Annotated in this window: 18 protein-coding genes; 3 read left to right on the top strand and 15 right to left on the bottom strand. The window is 40.6% G+C overall.

The window, feature by feature from the left end:
• Positions 1-2: 2 nt before the first annotated feature.
• The 9 genes from PQO05_RS07040 to PQO05_RS07000 form a co-directional block, all read right to left on the bottom strand.
• A complete protein-coding gene (locus PQO05_RS07040) occupies positions 3-404 on the bottom strand; it encodes a hypothetical protein (RefSeq protein WP_273631996.1) in 402 nt (133 codons plus the stop codon).
• A gap of 5 nt (positions 405-409) precedes the next feature.
• On the bottom strand, positions 410-4,006 hold the full coding sequence (locus PQO05_RS07035) for a DUF5977 domain-containing protein (RefSeq protein ID WP_273631995.1): 3,597 nt from the start codon (positions 4,004-4,006) through the stop codon (positions 410-412).
• A 126-nt stretch (positions 4,007-4,132) separates the two neighbouring features.
• Positions 4,133-5,104 (bottom strand): hypothetical protein, encoded by a 972-nt coding sequence (locus PQO05_RS07030; RefSeq protein ID WP_273631994.1) that lies wholly within the window; start codon positions 5,102-5,104, stop codon positions 4,133-4,135.
• Complete coding sequence (locus PQO05_RS07025) at positions 5,101-6,057, bottom strand: hypothetical protein (RefSeq protein ID WP_273631993.1); 957 nt, start codon at positions 6,055-6,057, stop codon at positions 5,101-5,103. The genes PQO05_RS07030 and PQO05_RS07025 overlap by 4 nt, the downstream gene beginning before the upstream one ends.
• Positions 6,058-6,203: 146 nt before the next feature.
• A complete protein-coding gene (locus PQO05_RS07020) occupies positions 6,204-7,031 on the bottom strand; it encodes a tail fiber protein (protein WP_273631992.1) in 828 nt (275 codons plus the stop codon).
• Positions 7,032-8,009, bottom strand: a complete 978-nt coding sequence (locus PQO05_RS07015) for a hypothetical protein (RefSeq protein WP_273631991.1) — start codon at positions 8,007-8,009, stop codon at positions 7,032-7,034.
• A gap of 190 nt (positions 8,010-8,199) precedes the next feature.
• Positions 8,200-9,228, bottom strand: coding sequence for a hypothetical protein (locus tag PQO05_RS07010; RefSeq protein WP_273631990.1), 1,029 nt, complete (start codon positions 9,226-9,228; stop codon positions 8,200-8,202).
• An 11-nt stretch (positions 9,229-9,239) separates the two neighbouring features.
• Positions 9,240-10,244 carry a hypothetical protein gene (locus tag PQO05_RS07005; protein ID WP_273631989.1) on the bottom strand — a complete coding sequence of 335 codons (1,005 nt, stop codon included), beginning with the start codon at positions 10,242-10,244 and terminating at the stop codon, positions 9,240-9,242.
• Between the two features lie 77 nt (positions 10,245-10,321).
• Positions 10,322-11,383: a hypothetical protein gene (locus PQO05_RS07000; protein WP_273631988.1), complete on the bottom strand. Its 1,062-nt coding sequence runs from the start codon at positions 11,381-11,383 to the stop codon at positions 10,322-10,324.
• 479 nt (positions 11,384-11,862) lie between these two features.
• Here PQO05_RS07000 and PQO05_RS06995 point away from each other — a divergent pair, with 479 nt between their 5' ends.
• The 3 genes from PQO05_RS06995 to PQO05_RS06985 all read left to right on the top strand — a co-directional run bounded on the left by PQO05_RS06995 (position 11,863) and on the right by PQO05_RS06985 (position 12,994).
• On the top strand, positions 11,863-12,156 hold the full coding sequence (locus tag PQO05_RS06995; protein ID WP_273631987.1) for a helix-turn-helix domain-containing protein: 294 nt from the start codon (positions 11,863-11,865) through the stop codon (positions 12,154-12,156).
• Between the two features lie 104 nt (positions 12,157-12,260).
• Complete coding sequence (locus PQO05_RS06990) at positions 12,261-12,596, top strand: plasmid mobilization protein (RefSeq protein ID WP_273631986.1); 336 nt, start codon at positions 12,261-12,263, stop codon at positions 12,594-12,596.
• Positions 12,593-12,994, top strand: coding sequence for a relaxase/mobilization nuclease domain-containing protein (locus PQO05_RS06985; protein ID WP_273631985.1), 402 nt, complete (start codon positions 12,593-12,595; stop codon positions 12,992-12,994). The genes PQO05_RS06990 and PQO05_RS06985 overlap by 4 nt, the downstream gene beginning before the upstream one ends.
• Positions 12,995-13,311: 317 nt before the next feature.
• Here PQO05_RS06985 and PQO05_RS06980 read toward each other — a convergent pair whose 3' ends face one another.
• The 6 genes from PQO05_RS06980 to PQO05_RS06955 all read right to left on the bottom strand — a co-directional run bounded on the left by PQO05_RS06980 (position 13,312) and on the right by PQO05_RS06955 (position 21,639).
• The gene (locus PQO05_RS06980) at positions 13,312-14,325 is read right to left on the bottom strand and encodes an RHS repeat domain-containing protein (RefSeq protein ID WP_273631984.1); all 1,014 of its coding nucleotides are present in this window, start codon (positions 14,323-14,325) and stop codon (positions 13,312-13,314) included.
• 41 nt (positions 14,326-14,366) lie between these two features.
• Positions 14,367-15,413: a hypothetical protein gene (locus tag PQO05_RS06975; RefSeq protein WP_273631983.1), complete on the bottom strand. Its 1,047-nt coding sequence runs from the start codon at positions 15,411-15,413 to the stop codon at positions 14,367-14,369.
• A 638-nt stretch (positions 15,414-16,051) separates the two neighbouring features.
• Positions 16,052-16,225, bottom strand: coding sequence for a hypothetical protein (locus PQO05_RS06970; protein WP_273631982.1), 174 nt, complete (start codon positions 16,223-16,225; stop codon positions 16,052-16,054).
• A gap of 98 nt (positions 16,226-16,323) precedes the next feature.
• A complete protein-coding gene (locus tag PQO05_RS06965; protein ID WP_273631981.1) occupies positions 16,324-17,103 on the bottom strand; it encodes a hypothetical protein in 780 nt (259 codons plus the stop codon).
• A 211-nt stretch (positions 17,104-17,314) separates the two neighbouring features.
• Positions 17,315-18,190, bottom strand: coding sequence for an ankyrin repeat domain-containing protein (locus PQO05_RS06960; RefSeq protein ID WP_273631980.1), 876 nt, complete (start codon positions 18,188-18,190; stop codon positions 17,315-17,317).
• A gap of 8 nt (positions 18,191-18,198) precedes the next feature.
• Entirely contained in the window at positions 18,199-21,639 is a 3,441-nt protein-coding gene (locus tag PQO05_RS06955) for a DUF6443 domain-containing protein (RefSeq protein ID WP_273631979.1), read from the bottom strand.
• Positions 21,640-21,757 lie beyond the last annotated feature (118 nt).

The following is a 21,757-nucleotide window of genomic DNA, read 5'->3' as shown; positions in this document are numbered from 1 at the left end:
GCTTATTGTTTACTCGTTAAAACGATGTTATTTTTCTTTTGTATTGCTATCCTGTCTTTTGCGCGTTTGTCAGAAATTGATTGATTAATTACTGAGTCCAACCTTATTCTTTCGCGTCTATCCAGTAAGCTGTCAGCAAAGGCTTCTCTTTCTTTGACTATTCCCTTAATGCGATTCTGCCTGTCATGAGGATCCATTGCCTGATCTTTAATAAGTGATTTTATTTGTTGTTGGCTTTTCTCCATTTCTACCGAAAGCAACATTGCCTTTCTTCTGCTTATCGACAAGGCCTTCTGAAGCTTGATAACCCTAATTGTATCTGGAAAACTAACCTGACACACTGCATTAGTAGAATTAAATGATAAAATCGTAAATATCATAATTAGAAAAACTTTGGTATTCATTGCGATTATTGTTTAGTAGGTAATGGGGTATAAATTGTTGTATAATCTGTAGACAAAGCATAACTATATGAATAAGTATCTGTTACGCTGCCATATCCGCTTTGAGGATCGGTATAACTGCTTGTGCTATATAAAACCTGATTGCCCACGAAGTAAGAATTTGAACCGGCCGGAACATTAACTGTGAAATTTGAAACTGGAATAGCAGGACTTCCATAAGCCAGTTGCTCATCGGTGGTTTGTGCGATCACCGCGTTAATAGGTAAGTTTAGTGACAAAGGAATTGTACAGTTCGCATCTGCGTAAAATCTCACATATATGTCCGCTGTAGTTTGATTCCCATAGTCGTATTGATCCTGCGTGTAACTTGTATAGTTGTAATTGTTATATTCTACTCGGGCATATATAATCGGTTGTAAGACACATCCACCCGAACTGTTTGCCAAATTTTGTGCATAAATGGTGGCTTGCAGATCAGCATCTGCCTGTGAATAAGGGGATGAGACCGTCCCAGCGGCTATATTATAGATAGTTTGAATACCTGCATACCCCGGACCGCAATTATCCGACGGTAGCGAGACTGATTGTGCCGTATTTGAATAAAGAGGATTAGGTGATACGTTATGATAAACATAATTTTTAAGAATATTTCCATACCGGTCTCTCACATTTACCAGCCGCGTAAAACCATCGTACTCATAAGACGAGGTTTGACCTTTGGCATCTATTAAGCTTAACATGCCTATAAACGGGTCGAACGTACTTGTTGAGAGAAGAGCGTCAGAAGGGCAGATACGGATATCGTCATACGCATCCCCGCCTGTCAGTGTAAATGAATTGGATGAAAATGTTTGTGGCGGCGAATATTTCCAGCTTCCACTTTGGTGGTACCAGAAAGATATAACATAACTTCGGCTATCCGGGATTGTCCAGTTTAATACATAAGAGCTGCCCGAATAATAACGCGTGCCGGTATGGGCTGCTCCGGTGGTTACTCCCGAATTGAAGTTTCCTTCAAAATCTTCGACAAAGACCTCATTTCCTGTCGCGTTTTTTATTTCAGCTAGAGGAAGCATACCATTATGTGACCACAAAAACCCGCTTGGTCCTTCGGCTGTAAATGCACTTGCCGATGTAATCAGGTTACCGTAGTTATCATAAGACAAAATTTTTGTAGCCTCCATGTGACTATCATTCGACATAGTTTCAGTTGAGCCGTTATTTGAAACAGTGGAGAATGTAAATGATTGAGGGTTGAAACTGGCATCTGCATTCAAGCGATAAACGCTGTACGGCTTAACAACATTACTATTAATAGCCTTATAACTGGTCAATGTAGCGTTGGTTATTTTTTCTACACCATTACTTACAATAGAGTTAACAACCTGCACTGGATCGGACACCATATTGTTTGATACCATATATGAAATTGGCATATTGGTATTTGCCGTACTGACATAATTTACCAATATATCATTAGGATGCCTATATCTTGTCCTCGCCACATCTCCATTACTCAAAGTTTTGTCAACTGTATTAGTTAAATTGGGGGCTAAAAGATTATAAGTGTAGCTTTCATTCTCGGTTACGGAGTTGACAAGTGTTGCTCCGGAGTAAATATTAGTTACAGTTGTCTTAGAGTTTAGCTGGAGGTCTTGAGTAAAAAAATCGTACTTACTGCGATAAAATCCCGAATTTACATTCAAAATATATTGAGGCAGTATGACTACTCCAACAACATCACCTGTTTTTCCTGAAAGAACATAATTATTCGTAACAGATTTTACGACTTGTTTATTACTATTAAGATATTCTTCAGATAGCACTTTTCCTCTTGCAAATGCATAAGACGTATTAACGACATCACCAATCGTCAAAGCGGAACTAGATGAAGGGCTATCTGTATTACCTGCAGTGTTATAATAATATGTAATCGTATTATAATCTTTATAAGTATTGGCGTCAGTAAACTTATAGCGAATAGCACTTCCGTCCGGTTTATTTATGGTGACATAGCTATAGCCAATTTGTACACCTGTTAAATCAAATAATGCCGATACCGGCTCTGAAGAGACGTAGTTAATGTAGTAATTATCAGTAACGTTATTATAACTCTGTAGTACGATACCACTTGATTGATTTGTGCTCGGGTCAGTATAATCATATGTTTCCGAATTAATTTCCGTACTGCCGTTCATTTGGCTGATCTTTTTTACACGCAACCCACTTTCTTTAACACCTCCGCTAATTTCATTTTGTTCATAGAAAAAATTAGTTGCACCGCCTAAATTATTGATAACAGATGTAAGTATGTTTGCCTGTGACCTAGCTAAGTCAGGGGATTTATCGCATCCCTGATATCCTTGAATATTAGATGTTCCCGGATTTGAATTATATAGCCCCAGATAGTCCGTTTGTATAGAATTTCTCGGCGGTAGATTAAGGCTATTATAATTAAAAGAATAGAGATAATTGATTGCATAATTTTTGTTGGATACCTGGCTGATTCCATCTAATCTTAACCTTAAATCACTTCCCCCCGATGAGGGAAAATAAGAATAATGAAAACCATAAATAGCTTTAACCTGGTTGCTTTCACGAGCATCAACTTCTGTTAATGCCAACGCATTGGGCAGATCTGTACGGCTCAAATTATATTTAAAATCTATTTCAAAATTTCCACTAGCTATTTTCGCTAGGTATAGCGGCTCAACGTAATCAGTAGAGTTTTCGTCGTAGGTCGTAATTATAGGGTCTATATTGTTATGTGAGTTATCTTTCTTCTCAACATTTACATAGTTAGTATAACTAACACTGCCACTTTTTAAATAATCAAAAGATATTACGAGATTATCTGATGTGATAATTTTTTTGATGTACCAGGCATTGATACTTTCAATATTTCTAATATTATTTTGTCCGTTTGTTCGCGTATAATTGTCCTCTACATATTCGTCTCCGAAATAATATTTATTTCCGGATTGATCCTGTATAATCCAATCTTCAGCACCGCCATACAGACGACCATTCGTATGATTGAAAGGGCTATATAACATTTTTAACCCGTAAGAAGATTGCAAAACGGGATTACCATTTGTATCTAATTCAAACATCCCGGAATAACCCAGAAAAGAAAAATAAAAGCGATCGGGGCGTGAATCGTAGGCACCACTCAACACATTTGTATAATAATCCAGATTTTGTGCTGAATAATTTTTTGCGCCAATATTATTGATTCCGCAATAACCATATGGTGCTTCATCCGGCAATCCAGCAACAAATCTTGTGATTGCTCCCCCCATTGACAAACTCCATCCCAAGCCCTCGGGCCCGGATATATCCTGAACACGAATACCGGAAGTAGAATAAGTTAGTCCCAATGACATATTGATCTTACCGATTGTAAAATCTTTCAACTTGGCATAATAGTTTAGCTTACCTGAATACAGGCTTACATTATAGCTACCCAACGCTGAAACGGTACTTGTTGCATTGGGAGATGGCGGAGTATAGTTGCTTAAATTATTTATGGTTTGCGCTTTTAATATGCTTGTTGCGGCTATTAGATAGACTATGCATAAGCTTTTTATGATTTGCCTCATTTCAGAGTAGTTTATTTATGTTTTATAAAGATTGTTGCTGAATGTTGGTTACCGTAATTTCCCAATTTATGAGATCATAGTGAGCAGAGTTTCTCATTCTTGTTATATCTTATTAAGCCTATGAATTTATTTCCTCTTAGTATGTTTGATTTTATTGATCTCATTTTTTAGGGTCTTAATTTGCTGATCAGTCGGTTGTTTTTCTTGTATTAAATAGAGTGTCAGCTCTTCAATTTTTTTAAGAAGCTTCGAATTCATCTCCCCCAAATCAATTCCATCTTTTTTAACCTGTTCTTCAGAAGGCACATCGGGCAGGTGATGATTTTGATCGATATAGGCTTTTACTGCCCTAAGTGGAACGAGTTTATAAGATCGGTTGAAAACATAATCTGACCAACCAACCATATCGACTTTAACGGCTTGAGAATGTATTACACCAGCTACAGCGAGGGATGCATCGGGATTCGCCGTTCCAATTCCTACTTTATTATTTATTATTGTCATTCGGAGATAACTATTCAAGTTGGCGTTACTAATTGTATAGTTAGATCCGCCAATACTGGTACCGCTATAAAAATTAATTGCCCCTGCGTTACCACCACTATTATCCATTCGGATGGCGCCAAAATAATTGCTTCCGCCGTCTCCTAATACGGTATAATTACCATCGCCGTTGTAACTGATCGCACCTCCTAAAAAAAGATTGGTATAGCTGTTCCGATAATCTCTCGCAGATGACAATCTACCGTAATATTGTACGGACGCATCACCATTTATATCGAGTTTAGCACCTGGCGTAGTAGTACCGATACCGACATTACCGCTTATAAAGGCGTTACCGGAACCAAAACTTCCGCCATTTCCAGAGGTGTATCCAACTAAAAGGCTTGAATTAATTATTTTGACAGGTTGATAGCTTGACCCAGTAATATTGATACCCCAGTTTTCCTGTATAGAGGTTGCATCACCAGCACTCAAAAATCTGATCCACGATCCTGGTGCAACCGGCCCGCCAGATGCATTCGGTATGTCAATTTGTGCGTAAGACAATGAACTAAACAGCAGACCCATCAAGATTAATAAATATTTTTTTTTCATTTTGAATTGTGATGTTCGGTTTTCAATTGCTTAACTTCCTTTTGCAGTCGCAGTATTTGCTTATTTTGTTTAAGCATATATTTGTTCTGATCAATCAAATACAGTGTGAGCTCTTCGATCTTTTTAAGGAGTTTGGAATTCATCTGTCCGAAATCAATACCGTCTTTTTTAACCTGTTCTTCTGAAGGAACATCGGGCAAGTGATGATTTTGATCGATATAATTTTTCACATCGGCAAGTGAAGTGAGTTTATAAGATGGCTCAAACACAAAATCAGACCATCCGGTCATATCCACATTAACTGCCTGCGCATGTACATTTCCAGCCACCGCAAGTTGATAATTTCCTGGGTTATAAGTGCCAATTCCAACATTGGAACCGAAATAACTGATCCCTCCTCCATTGAAAAATGCAGTTCCTCCACCGCTCAACCCATTAGGATTTACATATAGATCCACTCCTGTTTTGTAGCTTCTCGCAGGCCCGTTTGTTTCCTGATAAGGTAGGGCGTTCTGGACACCGTCATATACCACCGGCGTAATATTTACCGGGGAATTAAAATAATAATGGTTCGTACCACCTTTAAACCAGATAATAACTACCTGATCTCCATTGGAACTTGTCCCATCCGTCCATCCGCCAATCATCGGTCCCGAGTATGGGCTAAACTGGCGGATGTCAGCATCGATAAAATTTGATCCGTGGCCATAATTGGTTGTGTGGACGCGAAACTTTGCAATAAGGGAGCCGCGCCAGGAAGCGTCCGTGTGGACATTGGACCGTCCAACTTCAAATTCTGTGGCTTTATTATTACCCCACGAAAGATCCTGGAAAATGACAGGATAGAATTTGTCCAGATCTCCTGCCACATAAAACACCCCGGAGTACTGTGCAAGGGATTTTAATGTTGTTATGAATAAAAAAAGTGACAAAAGGATTAGGTATTTTTTCATTTAATTATCATTGATGCTTTTTAGGTTTTGGTTTAAGGTTGTCATTTGCCGCTTTAACCGATGAACATCGTTCTTAAGTTGGCTGTTAATCTTATTTTGTGCCTTAATTTCTTTGTCTTTTTCAATGAGGTATAGTGTTAATTCTTCTATTTTTTTAAAAGCTTTACATCCATTTCTGCAAGATTGATCCCCTCTTTAGCGACCTGTGCTGCAGATGGAATTTCAGGTAAATGATGGTTTTGGTCGATGTAGGTGCTTACCTTCTTTAAGGGCGCGAGGTCGTAATCCTTGTCGAAAACGTAGTCTGGTTGAGGGACATTTTGATCGATTAAAACCTCAGAAGCGTGAATGGTACCTTTTACGGTTAGTTCTTTATCCGGTTGCGTTGTGCCTATGCCAACATATCCCGCGAAATGATTATTTGACACGCCATCATAAAAGGCGCTTCCCGAACCTGTGAATCCATTTGTATTTACATGGGGGTTTATACTGGTCAAATAAGTGCGGATTGGACCATTTAACTCCTGAAATGGTAGCGCGTTCTGAACCCCATCGTACACTACAGGATTGATATTCGCTGATGAATTAAAGTAATAACTATTGCTACCTCCCTTAAACCATATAATTATGGCAAAACTGACGTTACTAGAACTGCCATCGGTCCAATCTGCAATAAATGAATTATTATATTCTCTGACATCTCCATCTATCAACATGGAACCATTTCCCCAATCATTGGTATGGGTTCGAAATTTGGCAATTAATGATCCTCTTCCGGTAGCATCTTCATGCACACTGGAACGGCCAATCTCAAAATCAGTTGTTTTATTACTATACCAATTAGCATCTGTGAAAATTACCGGGTAATATTTGTTGGCGTCTCCTTGTACAATAAAACTTCCACTGTATTGCGCGAAAGTCTTTGCGGACATAAAAAAACATAGTAAAATAACGTATACTAATCTTGTATTCATTTATTTAATCTTGTTTTGACTGTTAGTCGACTGATTCTTTAATTTATCGAGCTCTATCTGTTGTTCGCGGCTATCTTTTAATAGTTTTGCGATAACGGTATTTTGAGCATCCATTTGTTTATCCTTTTCGATTAGATACAGGGTCAATTCTTCAATCTTTTTCAGCAGTTTGGCATTCATCTCACCAAGGTTAATTCCTTCTTTCGCAACTTGGGCGGCAGATGGAATTTCGGGCAGGTGATGATTCTGATCGATATAAGATTTAACTTCAGCAAGTGATGCCAGGCTATAAGACGGTTTGAAAACATAGTCAGACCACCCTATCATATCCACCTGAACGGATTGCGAATGAATACCACCCGCTACAGCAAGTTGATAGTTTCCCGGGCTATTAAGCCCTGTTATATTCACTTTGCCATTAATATTAAGCTGTGAAACATCAATAGTTTGCGGCATATTCGGGACAAAGTCCTGAATGTTACTGATCAGACTCTGGTTAACGGGTTGGCTGTTAACCATATAATTGACCACTTTTAAACATTCACCACTTGAATTGGCCCAACCCGCAAATTGAAAGCCCCAATTTTGGTAGGCGGGAGAATAAGGTATATCAACGGCGAGGTATAACTTGCCATTATACATACAGGTTTTCAACTTCCAAATCGCGTCGCTGGTAATGGATTCAACGGTACCGTACGTTGCATTATAGGCAGATGATGTGTTTATAAGGGCAACGTTTGTTCTGTTAAAAGCTCCCTGGTGCCCTCTGAAAGCTGTAAGCGTGCCTACAGCATTGTTGAATGCTAATAAAGTTCCATTATAAGCCTCATGCAATAAGATAAGGGATTGTGTGTAATCACCATTATTATTGGTGCCGAGATCCACAACCCGATAGCCTTGGGGGCCGGAAACGGTTTGAGCAAAAGTAAAATTGACAATAACGAGCAACGGCAGAATTGCCGAAAGAATTTTTTTCATGAAATTGTGATACGGTTAAGCTTTAAAACTTAGCCCTAAGATAATTGTTAAAGACAGATTTGGCAGCGTTATTTTTTTTAAATTTTACTAAATAATCGACCTTTATTTAACAATAATTACAATATTGTTAAATTAGATATCGCATTATAGTATAGATTAATTATTTATCGACTGTTCGCAAACCACTCTTTTAATTTAGATGGTGACGATTTAACTTTTTATTGATCTCCGCCTGTTCTTTTTTCAAAGCATCATTTTCTTTTTTGAGGGCAATTAGATACAATGTCAATTCCTCAATTTTTTTGGTTTGTATTTCAGCGATTTTGCCGACATCTATTCCATTTTTAATAACCTCGCCTTCAGATGGCATATCGGATAGGCGATGATTTTGGTTGATATAATTCTCCACTTGTTTTAATGAGGCAAGTTTATACTTCGGAGCAAATACGTAATCTCCCCAGCCAGCCATATCAACATTTACGGCTTGCGTATGAATTGTACCCGCTACAGCAAGTTTATATCCTCCTGGGACAGCCGTACCTATGCCAACATTGCCTGTTGCACTGATATAAAAAGGGGCGTTGTTTAGATCCACACTAAAAATATAAAAATCATTAATGCCGTGTGCGCCGATATCATTACCGATTTCCCAGTTACTTTTGTACGCGTTACCATTTGCGTTCATACCATAAAAAAGGATCGCGCTGCTTCTTGTCCCTCCAGGTGTGGTAGTACTATTTCCTATCGTTAAGCGGGTTCGGTCAAAAGTTCCAAATAGATCCGCAATGGCAGGAGCTCCGGTATTTGACACTGTTCCGGTGCCTTGGATACTTAATTTTGCCGTGGGATTAATCATTCCAATGCCTATATTACCCGCCTCGGTTATCCTCATTCTTTCGTAAACACTTCCGCCAATAGCAGGGCTGGTATAGAATTGAAAATTACCGCCATTGGACGATGCTGACATTACAATTGCTGTGGAACCTTTTGTGCCGTCAACAACTGCTCCGGTCAGAGGATTTCTATTAGCAGCAAGTTGAGCGTTGTCAAGAAAGATACTTGGCCCGGTCCCGGCTATTTCAAGTTTAGCTCCTGGAGTTGTCGTGCCAATACCAACTTTGTCCGTTGTTACCGTCATGCCAGTTGAGGGGGTTGAAAACTGTGCGTATGCACATATAGTTGCAAATGATGATAAAATTAATAGTAATATTCGTTTCACGGTTTATAGTATTATTGTTTTTTGTAAAGGTTGAGCAATTGCTTTACCTGTGTTTTTAACTCATCAACTTCTCCTTTTAGACCCTCAATTTGTTTTGATTGCCCGTTCACTTGCCTATCTTTTTCAAGCAAGTACAAAGTCAGTTCTTCAATCTTCTTAAGCAGTTTAGTATTCATTTCACCGAGATTAATGCCTTCTTTAGCAACTTGTGCCGCCGAAGGAATTTCCGGTAAATGGTGGTTTTGATCGATATAGGTTTTTACATCTTTAAGAGATGTGAGATCATAATCCTTATCAAAAACATAGTCAGGAAAAATGTTGGTATCAACAATTACTTCGTTGGAATGCACGATACCCTTAACAGTAAGCATCTGGTCTGGCGTTGTTGTACCAATTCCCACATTACCAGCAATAGGCTGTAATAAAAGGTTTCCTCCATTTACAACGTTATGATCGCCTGTTTGTAAAGAATAACTTCGATTCGCAAGTACTGGCGCTCCGGTAACTAAAAATGTCAACTTAAATGGATTAATGGAAAATGCTTCATCTGTCTTAAATTCGGCAACCTTGGTTTGAGTAACCACAGTCTTGCTGCTATTTGATTGTACTGTCAATGGTGAAAAATACGTTTCCGAAGTTCCAATACCAACAGCGTTGTTAACAAAGATATTTCTTGCCGTAAAGTCACTGTTTGTATTATTTAAATTACCATTGTGCCATACTTCGTGCCATTGGTTCCAAATCGAAGCGTCGCCATTACGAGTTCTAAATGATAAATGATTGCCCCCGTTTAAATAATCTGTGCTTAACTGGCAGTCATAGTTATTAGTAAAACCACCGAAACTTATTAATGCGCCATTCCACGGACTGCCTGCCGTAGCATACGAAAATGTATACCCTCCGGTGAAAGAGTCAATCGCATTTGGAGTACTGATGGCTTGTGTGGGATTAAGCGTCTGCCCGGCGCATTGCTGCACGGCCAACAGGGATAGAATTTGCAGTAGAAGTTTTTTCATTAGGTTTAATAAGTAATTTATTTTATGAGACAGTAGAAACTTAATTGCACTTTAAGATGAGTAACCACGACACACGATTACTCAATAACAGCTTTATGCATTTGAGATTCCAGGTTCTTAAGTCGTTTTTTGAGTCGGATCAGTTCTCTCTGCTGGACTTCATCCTTTTTTTCTTTTTTAATTAAATAAAGAGTGAGCTCTTCTACCTTTTGCAGTAGTTCTTTATTCAATTCACCAATGTTCATCCCTTCCGATGTCATCTTTTCTGCGGATTTTATTCCTGGTAAGTGATGATTTTCAGTTATGAACTTATCCACTTTGGCAAGAGAGCTTAAATGATAATTCTTGTCAAATACAAAATCTGCACCGGTGCTGTTCACTACAACTTCGTTGGCCCTTACACTTCCGGCGACATCCAATTTATAACCTGGATTGGGTTGGGTTGATTGTCCGATTAGCAAACTACCAGTACTACTTATCCGCATTCTTTCGACCGGAAGACTATTATCTGCAGTCGCAAACACCATTTCTCCGGAAGCGTTATTCGTAACATCGCCTTTAGATAAGGCTGCTATATAAGCCAATCCCTGCGTACCTGTTGAACTCTTCGACATCCACGATATGGTTCCAGCGGAGCTATTTGACGCCAGAGATGCTGTACTTAAAATTAGATGAGATTGACTGTTTATAGATGTATTGGGGTTGAAAATTTCTAAAACCCTATTGTTCCCACCATGAAAGTAGGAACTTGGGCTAATTGTTCCGATGCCGACGTACCCGGTTGAATTAATTACCAATCTGCTCCCTGCCTGTGTATCATAAATAGCAAAATTACCTGCTGCGCCGGTTCCTGCGGCATCAAGAGCTCCCGAACTTACCAGCCCCCACATTCTGCCATTGTTTCCAGATAAGCCGTTCAAATATAGTATTGGCCCATAGATATTTCCACTTGCATTAGTGTTGATCTGCACACTCGGGTAGTCACTAGTAGCATTTGTTCCGCCCCTTACTATTTGCAATGCCGTAGTTGGACTAGTTGTTCCAATACCAACATTAGAGCCACTATTGGTAAATGTGTTTTGTGCGTAAGACTGTATTGAAACTAAGAAAGGCAGAAACGCCATTAGCGATTTTTTCATGAAATTGTGATACGGTTAAATCTAAAACTCGCCTCTAATATAATTAGGTTGAAGTGATTATATTCCACCTTTTAAATGAAATATTCCTAATAATAAATCAGTTTCATCTATCAAACTTCAACATTTTAAAAATTCTCACTTTAAAAGTATTTTTTGAGCAATGACTTAGTACTCATTGATCATCAGAGTCGCAAGAATCGTAATAAGTTTTCCTTCAAGACATTAATTATTACATAAAAATATCACAGTCTTTGGCATTCAACTGGCGTACTTATAATTCCGTTAATCTTTCAACCGATACAAGATAATTTAATATATCGCATCTCCGACTCGGATAAACTCGGAGTAATTTTCCATTTGCTTGAGTCAATTTTGTACCAAAGCATTGCATTCATTATACGTGATGCATCAGGTTAAGCCCATGTGATTGGGTATGTGCTTAACTGCTATCAAAAAATGGTTTAACAAAATTGAAGTTTATGGCAACAGAAATTATCACCAGAGAAGACCTGACAGAGTTCGGTGAGAAACTCGTTAACCAGATCAAGGCATTATTATCCGGTGAATCGGCCGAAGGACAACCGCCCAAATATCTCAAGAGTTACCAGGTCAAGAACCTGCTCAAGATCTCTAACAACACCCTCCAAACATTACGGGACAATGGCACCATTCCCTTTACCAAGATCGGCGGCATATTATACTACAGCTTCGAAGATATACAGAAAGTATTACGGGGAGAAGTGCAAAGCAAACGTATTCGTATCGCGAAATGAAAACTGTCTTTTCGATATGGAGCAAGCCATGTTTTCGCTACGCTTAAACGGCTTGCTCCTACGGAGTTCAGCACCATTTTGCACTGCGTTTAAAATCAAAAATCATGGGAAGACCAACATTGAACGAGGAGGAGAAAAGGGTCATTCAGGTCAACATCCGGTTAACAATAGACGAAAATAAGATAGCATGTAAGTATGCCGAAGCGTCCGGCTTAAGTTCCGCGAACTGGATTCGGATCAGGGCATTTACAGGCAGGTTCCCGGCTATTAAATTATCGCCAGTTGATGCCTCGCTTTATCAGGAACTGCATAAGATCGGTATTAATCTGAACCAGGCGGTAAAGCAGTTACATACCGGTAAGTTATCCCCCGCTTATCTTAACATCCTGACCGCGCTGATGAAGACGCAGGGAGAGATCTTAAACTGTTTATTGAAATGACAGCAGATCAGGTAAAGGGAAAAAGTTTTAAAGGGGCACTGGATTATAACCTTAAAAAGGTCGATAAAGGGGTTGCCAAAATTTTGGACTCGACTTTTACATCTAGCAATGAGCTTTCTACCCTGAGAGAAGTCGCTTTGGTCAAAATGTTAAGGCCAAACCTTAAAAAATACTTTTACCACACTTCTCTGAACTTCCCGCTTCATGAGAACCTGGGCGATGAACAAATGAACAAAATTGCAAATGAATATTTGAACAATATGGGATTTACCCAGCACCAGTATATCATCTTCCGGCATTTCGATGCAGATCATCCCCATCTGCATATTCTGGTCAACCGGATCGCGAACGGGCTATACAGATTAACATTCAGCTCGTCCGTATTTTCACCCGCCTAAGACAAATGTTTAATAGCCAAACAGAGCTAAGACTTGAAATAGAAAAGATCAAGCAAGAACTAAATAACCAGGGGCGAAATGTAGAAATCGTCTTCGCGTATTTGGATGAGCTGTCAAAAAAGATAGATCAACCCGAAACCAATGGTCCAAGAAAGCGAATTGGGTACAAACCGGAATCCGATTTACAATAAAAATTGCTTTGAGCCGATTAGGGGACTTAAGCGGCTCAAAAAACACAGATATCATGAGCCGATTAGCAAGATTAATTAAGACCAAAATAGATTTCTGAATGAATATTTGTTTCTTTCCATAGTTTGTTATTGATTTTCTGGTAATACTTTTACTTGGGGATGCATTATCTCACTCGTTTTCTGTTTAAGATATTCGTATCCAGCGGTATACAGGCTACCTGCTGCTGCCGCCGCATGATCTAAATGTACGGTTCCTTCAACGGTAGCAGGACCAACTTTCAGAGATCCGCCTAATTCAGATGAATTATTTACTGTTATCGATCCCTTAGAGACCGTAGCACTTGAATCTATTACTTTTATTTCACCTTTCATTGGCCCCTTGCCTAATGGGACTTCTGCTGTACCCTTTATAAAATCGACACCCGCAGACGCTTTTGCCCCACCTAATCCCAAATCCACTTTGGATGTGACTACAGATCCCTCAAATTTCAATGTGCTATTTTCCACTTTAGCCTTGGCGTTCCACACCCCGACGTCAATACCAGCTTTCAGAGGACCGGCCTTAACACTTCCTCCTAATCCTTCAACCCTCCATTCTAAGGAAGCTGAGCCTGACAATACTTGTTTCATTTCCGAAGTAAACTTCTTCATCGCCGCGGTAACCGGATCATCCTTATCCATTCCATCGGGATCAATATACCTGATTGGATTATTTTCAACATAGTTATATGGACTAAAGCGCCTATTCTTCTCCGACAATGGATCAACACTCGTCCCCCTACCAATTACCGGATCATAGAACCTTGCACCATAATCGTATTGCGTCAGCTCATCCTGTAACTCTTTCTTGTTATAAAGATAACGGTTACCGTTTGAGTTATCATATAACCCGTGCCGTAAGCCAAAGGCGTAATATTCATCTTCCTGTATTACTTCGGCTGCGCCGGTACTGGTATTTTTATCGAAGGTTACCCTAACGTTACCTAAATGATCTTTCAGGTCATAGGTGTATTTATATGTTCCGCTGTTATTCTTCGCTCTGCCCTCTTCCGTCGTGATAAAAGCGATTGTTCCATTATGATAGGTAATGCCGTTGATATAGTCCCAGGTGCCGTCCGCCGTGCCGGTGGCATGGTGCATTCAAAGAACGTTTGTACCTATCTGCTAAGATAGATAAAGTATTACTTACTGTCTGTCAGCTTAGCTAAAGCTGCCTTCAACTCATCTTGTCCCTTCTTTAGTAGTTCAATTTCTTTCTTTTGCTCCGACAACTGTATAGTTTGATCATTCACCTGGTTTTCCTTATCTATAAGGTACAGCGTCAACTCCTCTATCTTCTTGGTTTGAACTTTTACTATCTCACCTAAGTTGATACCATTCTTTGCCACTTCCTGTTCAGAGGGCATGTCAGGCAGATGTTGGTACTGATTGATGTAGGTTTTTATTTCTGACAGAGAAGGAAGTTTATAAATTGGTTTGAACACATAATCAGGCCATCCTGTCAAATCCACCTTTACTTCTTTCGTGTGAATGGTACCATTAACCGATAGTTTAGCGTCAGGCGCGCTGGTTCCAATACCTACGTTGCCATACCAATCTATCCTCATTCTTTCGGCCACCGTATTTGCTACTCCTACCTGGGTAGTAAAAAAAGCGAGTTGACTGCCCCAATTGGAATATAAATTACTGTAGCTTCTGATCTGTGAATAATTACCGGTTGCATTGCCGTAATCACCGTCGAAGGTCATAGCGATATAATGCTGGGCATTATCACTGTTGATGGTATTACCTTGCAGGATCAACCCTGTGGAATTTGGTGTGTTTTGATAGATATGCAATAAGCTTTGAGGTGTCTTTGTGTTTATACCTATGCTGCCATTACTCACAATATTAAAATAATCGCTATCTCCATAGCGTATGCCGAATAAGTAATTCGATGTTACTGGATACCTGACAAATGACCATTGACCGACACCTGAACCGGAGGTTCCTGCTATTGCTCCTAAGGCGATACTTGAGAAGCCAGCATTAGACGGAGGCAATCTTAAATTTTCGTTATAATTAGTTCCTCCTGGATTGGATAAAACTGTTAAACCAGATACCTGCAAATCTGAGACAGGGCTCGTTGTCCCAATTCCTACATTACCACTTGAAGGAAAGGTATTAGTTTGCGCATAAGAGCAATAGCCGACAACAGCTATAGTCAATGTTAAGAGAAATCGCTTCATTTTGATATGATCTAAGTTTGCCTCTAAGTTAATGGTTGGCTAATCAAACAGCAACACTAAAATAGCGAACCGTCCTACGCGAATAGAGGGTTAGGTCCTTATAGAGGTAGCGCAAGACGACTATAAGGAATGCATCACAAGGCATTGGCGCTGCATTTGAACAATGCGAGTAGCGTTGTAATGTCAAATGCTGTGAACGATGCTGATGCCTAACCCGAGACGTAGGTGAGCAAAATAGATATTCGCATCTGACCTTTTAAAGGATGAACCTTGCAAGCTTCACCTGGTCGATAGACCAAGTGCTGCGCAGCATTAGTGAAACTTATAAAAGGTAAGCGAGAGCGAATGTGGAGTTTGCTGCTTGCTACAGACCAACAACATGACAAGTCGGCTATAGCCGGTGAGTGACAATGTGGGTGAAACCCTTATTGGCATGAGCGTAACTTGGCGCGATGTTGGTAAGCATAAGGCAAACGTAACTCCTTATTTCCTGTGCGTAGGGCATGAGCGATGGGTTGAGGGCATAAGCATAGCTACCCTTTGCAATCCTAAGCAACAAGAGAGTAAAGGGTAGCGTGGGCTTATGTTAATTAGGGGACTTGATCGGCTCATTTTATTTATGATCTTAATTCTGATTGTTAAACGGTGTTTTTGTCAACTCCAGCCATCCACTCATCTTCGCAGTTTAAATTAGGATCAAGCCAGACTGCTTTGTGATTTGCCCAAGCAAGCCATTCATTATCTGAGGTCTGAATTGCGTTTAAATATTCCCTTAAAAGTTCAGCCTGTTTCCAACGTTTTGCAGCGTTCATAAGCGCTTTAAACTTTTTAACATCTTCCCTTTGTTTCGCTTCCCGTTCTGCTATAGCCTTGCGTTCCCGTTCCCAGCTTTCGCGTCTTATTTGAGCTTTTAAATTGTCATCCTCTTCCTGCTTTGCGAAACTTCCAGTTTTGCTAATATCCTGGGCAGTTGATCTTCCATTAACTGTAATTTAAGATCCTTCCAATCTCTCCGATAATTGCCGTCGAGTCGGAAGACCAGTTTGCCGTTAGGCCGCCAGTCGTAATCCCTGTAGGGCTTATTAATTTTGGACTTCGTTGTCAGTTCTCTAAACTTGACCTTTAGTTTGATACCGCGGATAACAACATAATTGCCTTTGATGTCTGTTTCATATTGGTGTCCACGCGCCCGAAGACATTTAATCAGCGTATCCATAAAACGAAGCGCTCGGCCAATGCTGGCAGGCGCAACACGGATATCTAATTGCTTCTTACCGGTTACCGCCATGCCGGGATAACTAATATCTTTCATCGTATTTAAGTTCTCCCTGGCTGCAATGATGAGTGGATCAGGACTGGTCAACCGGTCAGGAACTTTAAATGGTAATTTCTCAATAGCAATTTTCTTGGCCAATTTATGCTTAGCAGACGGGCTTTTAACCGGTTCGTCGGCTGCACGCTCTTCCAACTCAATAAACGCTTTGCCTTTCCAGGGCAAAGGCAGTTTGGGCTTAGGCACTTTCCTTCCTGAACGCACTTTCATCCAATGAGCAACAGCCGGTATCGGAATATTCATTCGTACACAAGCTTTTCTGAAACCTACATCAGATATTTTATACATCCTGGCAATCTCGGTCATCGGCTGTTCCCAGCCCAGCTTGTAAATCTCTTCGCGTGTAAGCTTTACCATAATTTCGGTGCTGCTGCTTCCAATTCTTCCGCATTGAACTCGGCTATGTTAAAACGCCCAAATGAACTGAATGAGCTTTCTGAAACAGATCGCGAAGGTATTTTATATGCTCTTGATGGTTTGCTGCGCGATGCTAAAGCGCGGAAAGCTTACGCTCATTAAACAAAAAGCCCCTTTTGGGGCTTCTTATTAATGGACTCGTTAAGTGTGACTAATACTTTTCTAAGTAATTTTTCCAATCATTTGGGTAGTTCTCTTGAGCTTTCTTTTTTATATAATCCGGTATAGGCGCATTTTTATAACTAACACCCTTACTTTCAAGAAAGGATATAATCTTCATCTTATTTTTATGGTCTTCTGTGTCTAAATCAACGAAAGCTTCCCGCAACACATCAACCAAATACATATCCTTACTTTCTTCTTCTCTGTAAAAGATGGGCGCTTTATAATCAGCTCCTCCTTCAAGTAAGCTTAGGGCAACATTATATTTGGCTGTTAGTATCGCAGTACTCAAAGCAGATTGTTTAAACTCGTTTACGTAATTGATATTAGCCCCATTTTTAACAAGTAGTTCTACCAATTCTACGCTACCCGTTTTTACAGCGGCCATTAATGGAGTAAGGCGAGTTGAATTGCCTGCTTTTCTTTTTCCGGTTTCTACATCATTAACATTTGCCCCACTTTTTAAAAGTAGTTCTGCGTATTTGATATCATAGTGTTTGGAAGAACAAGCTTCTATCAAAGCGGACGCACCGCTGAATGTATTATGTATGCTAACATCTGCTTTATTGTCAATTAATGCTTTAAATGGTTTCCATTGCTGATTCATTATGGTCATTTTCAACAGGGTATTTCCATATTTAGGTTCCTGGTAATTGATAAGCCTTGGATCTTTTTTTACTATTTGCTCTATACCCTTTACATTCTCATCCTTTACAAACATAGCTAATTCGGATGCTGGGGTTCCTTGAAAAAGTCGATAATCCTCGCCCGTCAAATTTGATTTATCCACGTTGTTATCGTGATTAGTGCCTGTACAAGAAATCAGCAACAAAGACATTATTATCGGTATTAATATTGTTTTCATGTTAGTCGTTACTTTATTGGAAAGTTCTTTAATATATTATCCATGCTATGGCCATTGTACACGGAAGGGATATCTTTTGGCCATAAGTAATGGCGATTCCCGTTTACATCAGGCATTATAGGGCTGTTGTTCTGAAGTGTGTTCAGAGGGTCTGTCCGTAATATAAAAGCGTCTATCCCACTTTCAGATTTAAATGGAGTTTTCCAGTTACCTTCAGCAATCTTAGTTATATCACCCACACCCGCCGCATTAAAAGTAATGGCCTTTCTATCTGTAACTAAAGCATTTAACGCCGCTTCCCCACCTCCTAGTGAGTGCCCAGTAAACGTCAACTCTGTCTTTCCTAGAATACCAGAGATTGTTTTTGCGTTGTTTGCTGCATCTTCATATTGTTTCGATAAACCCAATGGCTGTTTTACATCGGCTCCAACATCTTTCCAGTTAGGTTCTGTTCCGGCTGTGGCATACGAGTACTCAGTTACTTTGCCTTTAACCACCCGTTCATAAACTTGAGATTTTAAGCCATTTTCACTAGTAAGTGATATTCCAAAATCTCTATGAGACACTCGCCAGCCTCCTTTCAATATGTTATCCTTTTGATCACCATAAACATGTCGAGCCATTCGAGCTGCCTCCGCAGGTGTAGGCTCCATTCCATCTGGATCGACAAACCGCATTGGATTATCGAAAGCATAATTGTAAGGAGAGTACCGTCTCATCTTCTCCGCAAGCGGATCAGGTGTTGTCCAACGGCCTATTACAGGATCATAAAACCGCGCGCCATAATCATATTGGTTAGTTAAATCTGTTTGTATCTCCTTTCCATTATAAAGATAACGGTTATTGTTTGAGTAATCATAACCTCCAGGTTTGCGCAGGCCGAAACTATAGTATTCATCTTCCTGCACCACACGAGCAGCCCCATTGTAAATATCAAAGCTCACCCGGTTATTGCCTAAGTGGTCTTGCAGATTGTATTCGTAATTATAAGTACCGTTATTATTGGCAATGCGTCCTTCGTCGGTTTGGATAAACGCTACGGTTCCATTTTTGTAAACTACACCATTAATATAGTCCCAGGTACCATCGCTGCCCGTATTACGAAGCTTTTGTCCTGAGGCATCATAAGTGTAACGGGCCACAATGGCATTATTGCGTTTGGTATCCTGCGGTAAGTTAAGCATATTGTAATCAATCTGCTGGCCTTGTCCGTCAGAGGTAGCGTTACCATTGGCGTCATAAACATAGCTGCGCGGACTATACCCGGTTACGGTGTTAAGCTGGCTACCTGTATAGCTGGTATAGTTGAGTGTGCCTGCATTAGCCCTGCTTAACTGGGTAATGTTGCCCAGTTCATCATAACTGATGTTTTCATCGAGTGCATCGGTTGCCAGTCCACCCGAGAAAGCGGCAACTTTCAACCTGTTCAGGTTATCGTAAGTATAATTAAATGTACGATTGCCAGGTTGGGCTGTCTTTGTCGTTAAGTAGGTCATCTGGCTGATGTTGCCGTTCCATTGCGGTGCAGCTCCTGTATTGTAGTTGAGCTGCATAGCAAACAGTGGAGCACTGCTACCTGTTAACCAGCCCCGTTCGTTGTACGTATAAGCTACCTGTTGTGCATTATTACCCAGGTGCTTGGTCATCAGTTGCCCAACCTCGTTATAATCTTCCTGGCTCAGTAACACATTGGCTCCGCCGTTCAGTTGTTCATTCGTCTGGGTTTTACGGCCCATGTGGTCGTAAGTGTAAGCTGTACCTACGGTTAATGCCGGGCTGCTGGTATTGGCCTGGGTGTAATGGTGCCTGGTCGTTTGGGTTACCTGGTCGTTAAAGTTATAACTGAAGGCCGTTTCATCATAATCACTGTTACTTGTGCCACCATTAAGGTAATGCTGCTGGTAGGTTTGTGCCTGCCTGCCTTTGCTATCGTAAAAGTGAACCGTCCATAACATGGGCCCAAAGGTGCCGTCGGGCAATAAGACAGCTGTTTTACTTGCCGTTAGTAAACCGGTTGGCTGTGTTAAAGTATTGCTTACCGTAGTATTATATGGGTTATTAGGATAATTATAGTTATCATAAAAGTTGAGTGTAAATACCCAGCTTAATGCCGGGTAACTGTTTAAGGTATACCCTAAGCCTGTACCGGTATATGTTTCATATTGCGCTGCGGCGTAAATGTTGGTTTGCAGTTGTGCCTGGGTTAATGCAGGTGTTGCCGTGTCTTTAAACAAACCGGTTAAGATCACACGGCCTAAAGCGTCGTACTTCGTCAGTATCCATTGCTTATTAGCCCGGTGGGTACCGTCTTGGGTAAGCACCAATTGATCAAGCTGGTTATACACCATGTATTCCCAGTCCTTGCCCGGGATCTTCTTTTGCACTAACCGGTTCCGTTCATCATAGTGGTAACCGTAGATGTAGTTTTGGAACACGCCATCGGTTTCGGCAAAACTGGTTGGGTAGGCACCAGGCATCTGCGGAATCACATACCGCAGGTTGTTCAGGTCGTCATACACATAACAGGTCGACTGGAAAGTATTGGTTCCTGATTGTACCTTTTTGCAAACTACGTGGTTTTCCTTGTCTTTGAACTCGATGCTTTGGTTACCGTTTTCATCGGTGGTAGTTGTTTTATACAACTGACTAGGGTCGTATGGACCAGTGCCTGTTGCCCCATTACCGTTACTGTTAACAACCCATAGTACTACTTCACCGGTAGCATTACTCCCATAGCTAACCTTTACCGTATGGCCTGCACTTGCTGTGGTATTGGGTGTACCAGCCGGTTGCCAGTCGTTACCCGGTGCGCCTTGTTCCAAAGTCCTGTTGAGTGGCGATGCTTCGAAAACAGTTGTGGCCGAAGGGATGGTAATCGTGGGCACCCCTGACGGCGGGGCATTATAAAAACTATTCTGACCGGTGGTCAATGCATCTGCTTTATAACTGCCATCATTACTGGCTGTGGTATAGGGCAGGTATTTGGTAGCCTCACGTCCAAACTGATCGTATGCTACCGGCTGTACCACATCGCGTGTGGCATTGGGGTTGCCTTTCACCTGTACCGTTTGTAGGGGCCTGCCCAGGCCGTCGATATATTGTACCGTCTGCATTACATCGCAGGTACTATAACCCGTATTGCCAGGAACGTAGCCAGGTATACGCGGAACTACTGTACTAACATAGTTCTGCGTTGTGCTTAATGCCAGATTGTTTAAAGGCAGGCAGTCGCCTACGGTATAAATATGCACCCGCTGACCGGCTCCCGGATTAATATGGGCATTGGTGATATGGATGGACCCGCTGCTATAGTATTCGCCCGATGATATGGTACCGGTCATTGAACCGTTTACATTGGTTTGGGCATGCACGGCAAGTCCTGCGAATAATAACAGTGATAAAGCAAAATATCGCCGCTTTATCCTGTTTAAAATATGTTGTGTTTTCAATTGACTGATTTGATAGGTGATCGCTTAGGTTTATTGGTTCTGATAATGGTAATCGACGTGTTTCACGATGTTGCCATCTTTATCCTTGACGTTCATCAGCCGCAGGAAACTGTCGTAT

Origin of the sequence: Mucilaginibacter jinjuensis, assembly GCF_028596025.1 — a bacterium.
Lineage (GTDB): Bacteria > Bacteroidota > Bacteroidia > Sphingobacteriales > Sphingobacteriaceae > Mucilaginibacter > Mucilaginibacter jinjuensis.
The sequence above is the reverse complement of the archived record's forward strand: the minus strand, read 5'-3'. Positions and strand labels throughout refer to the sequence as shown.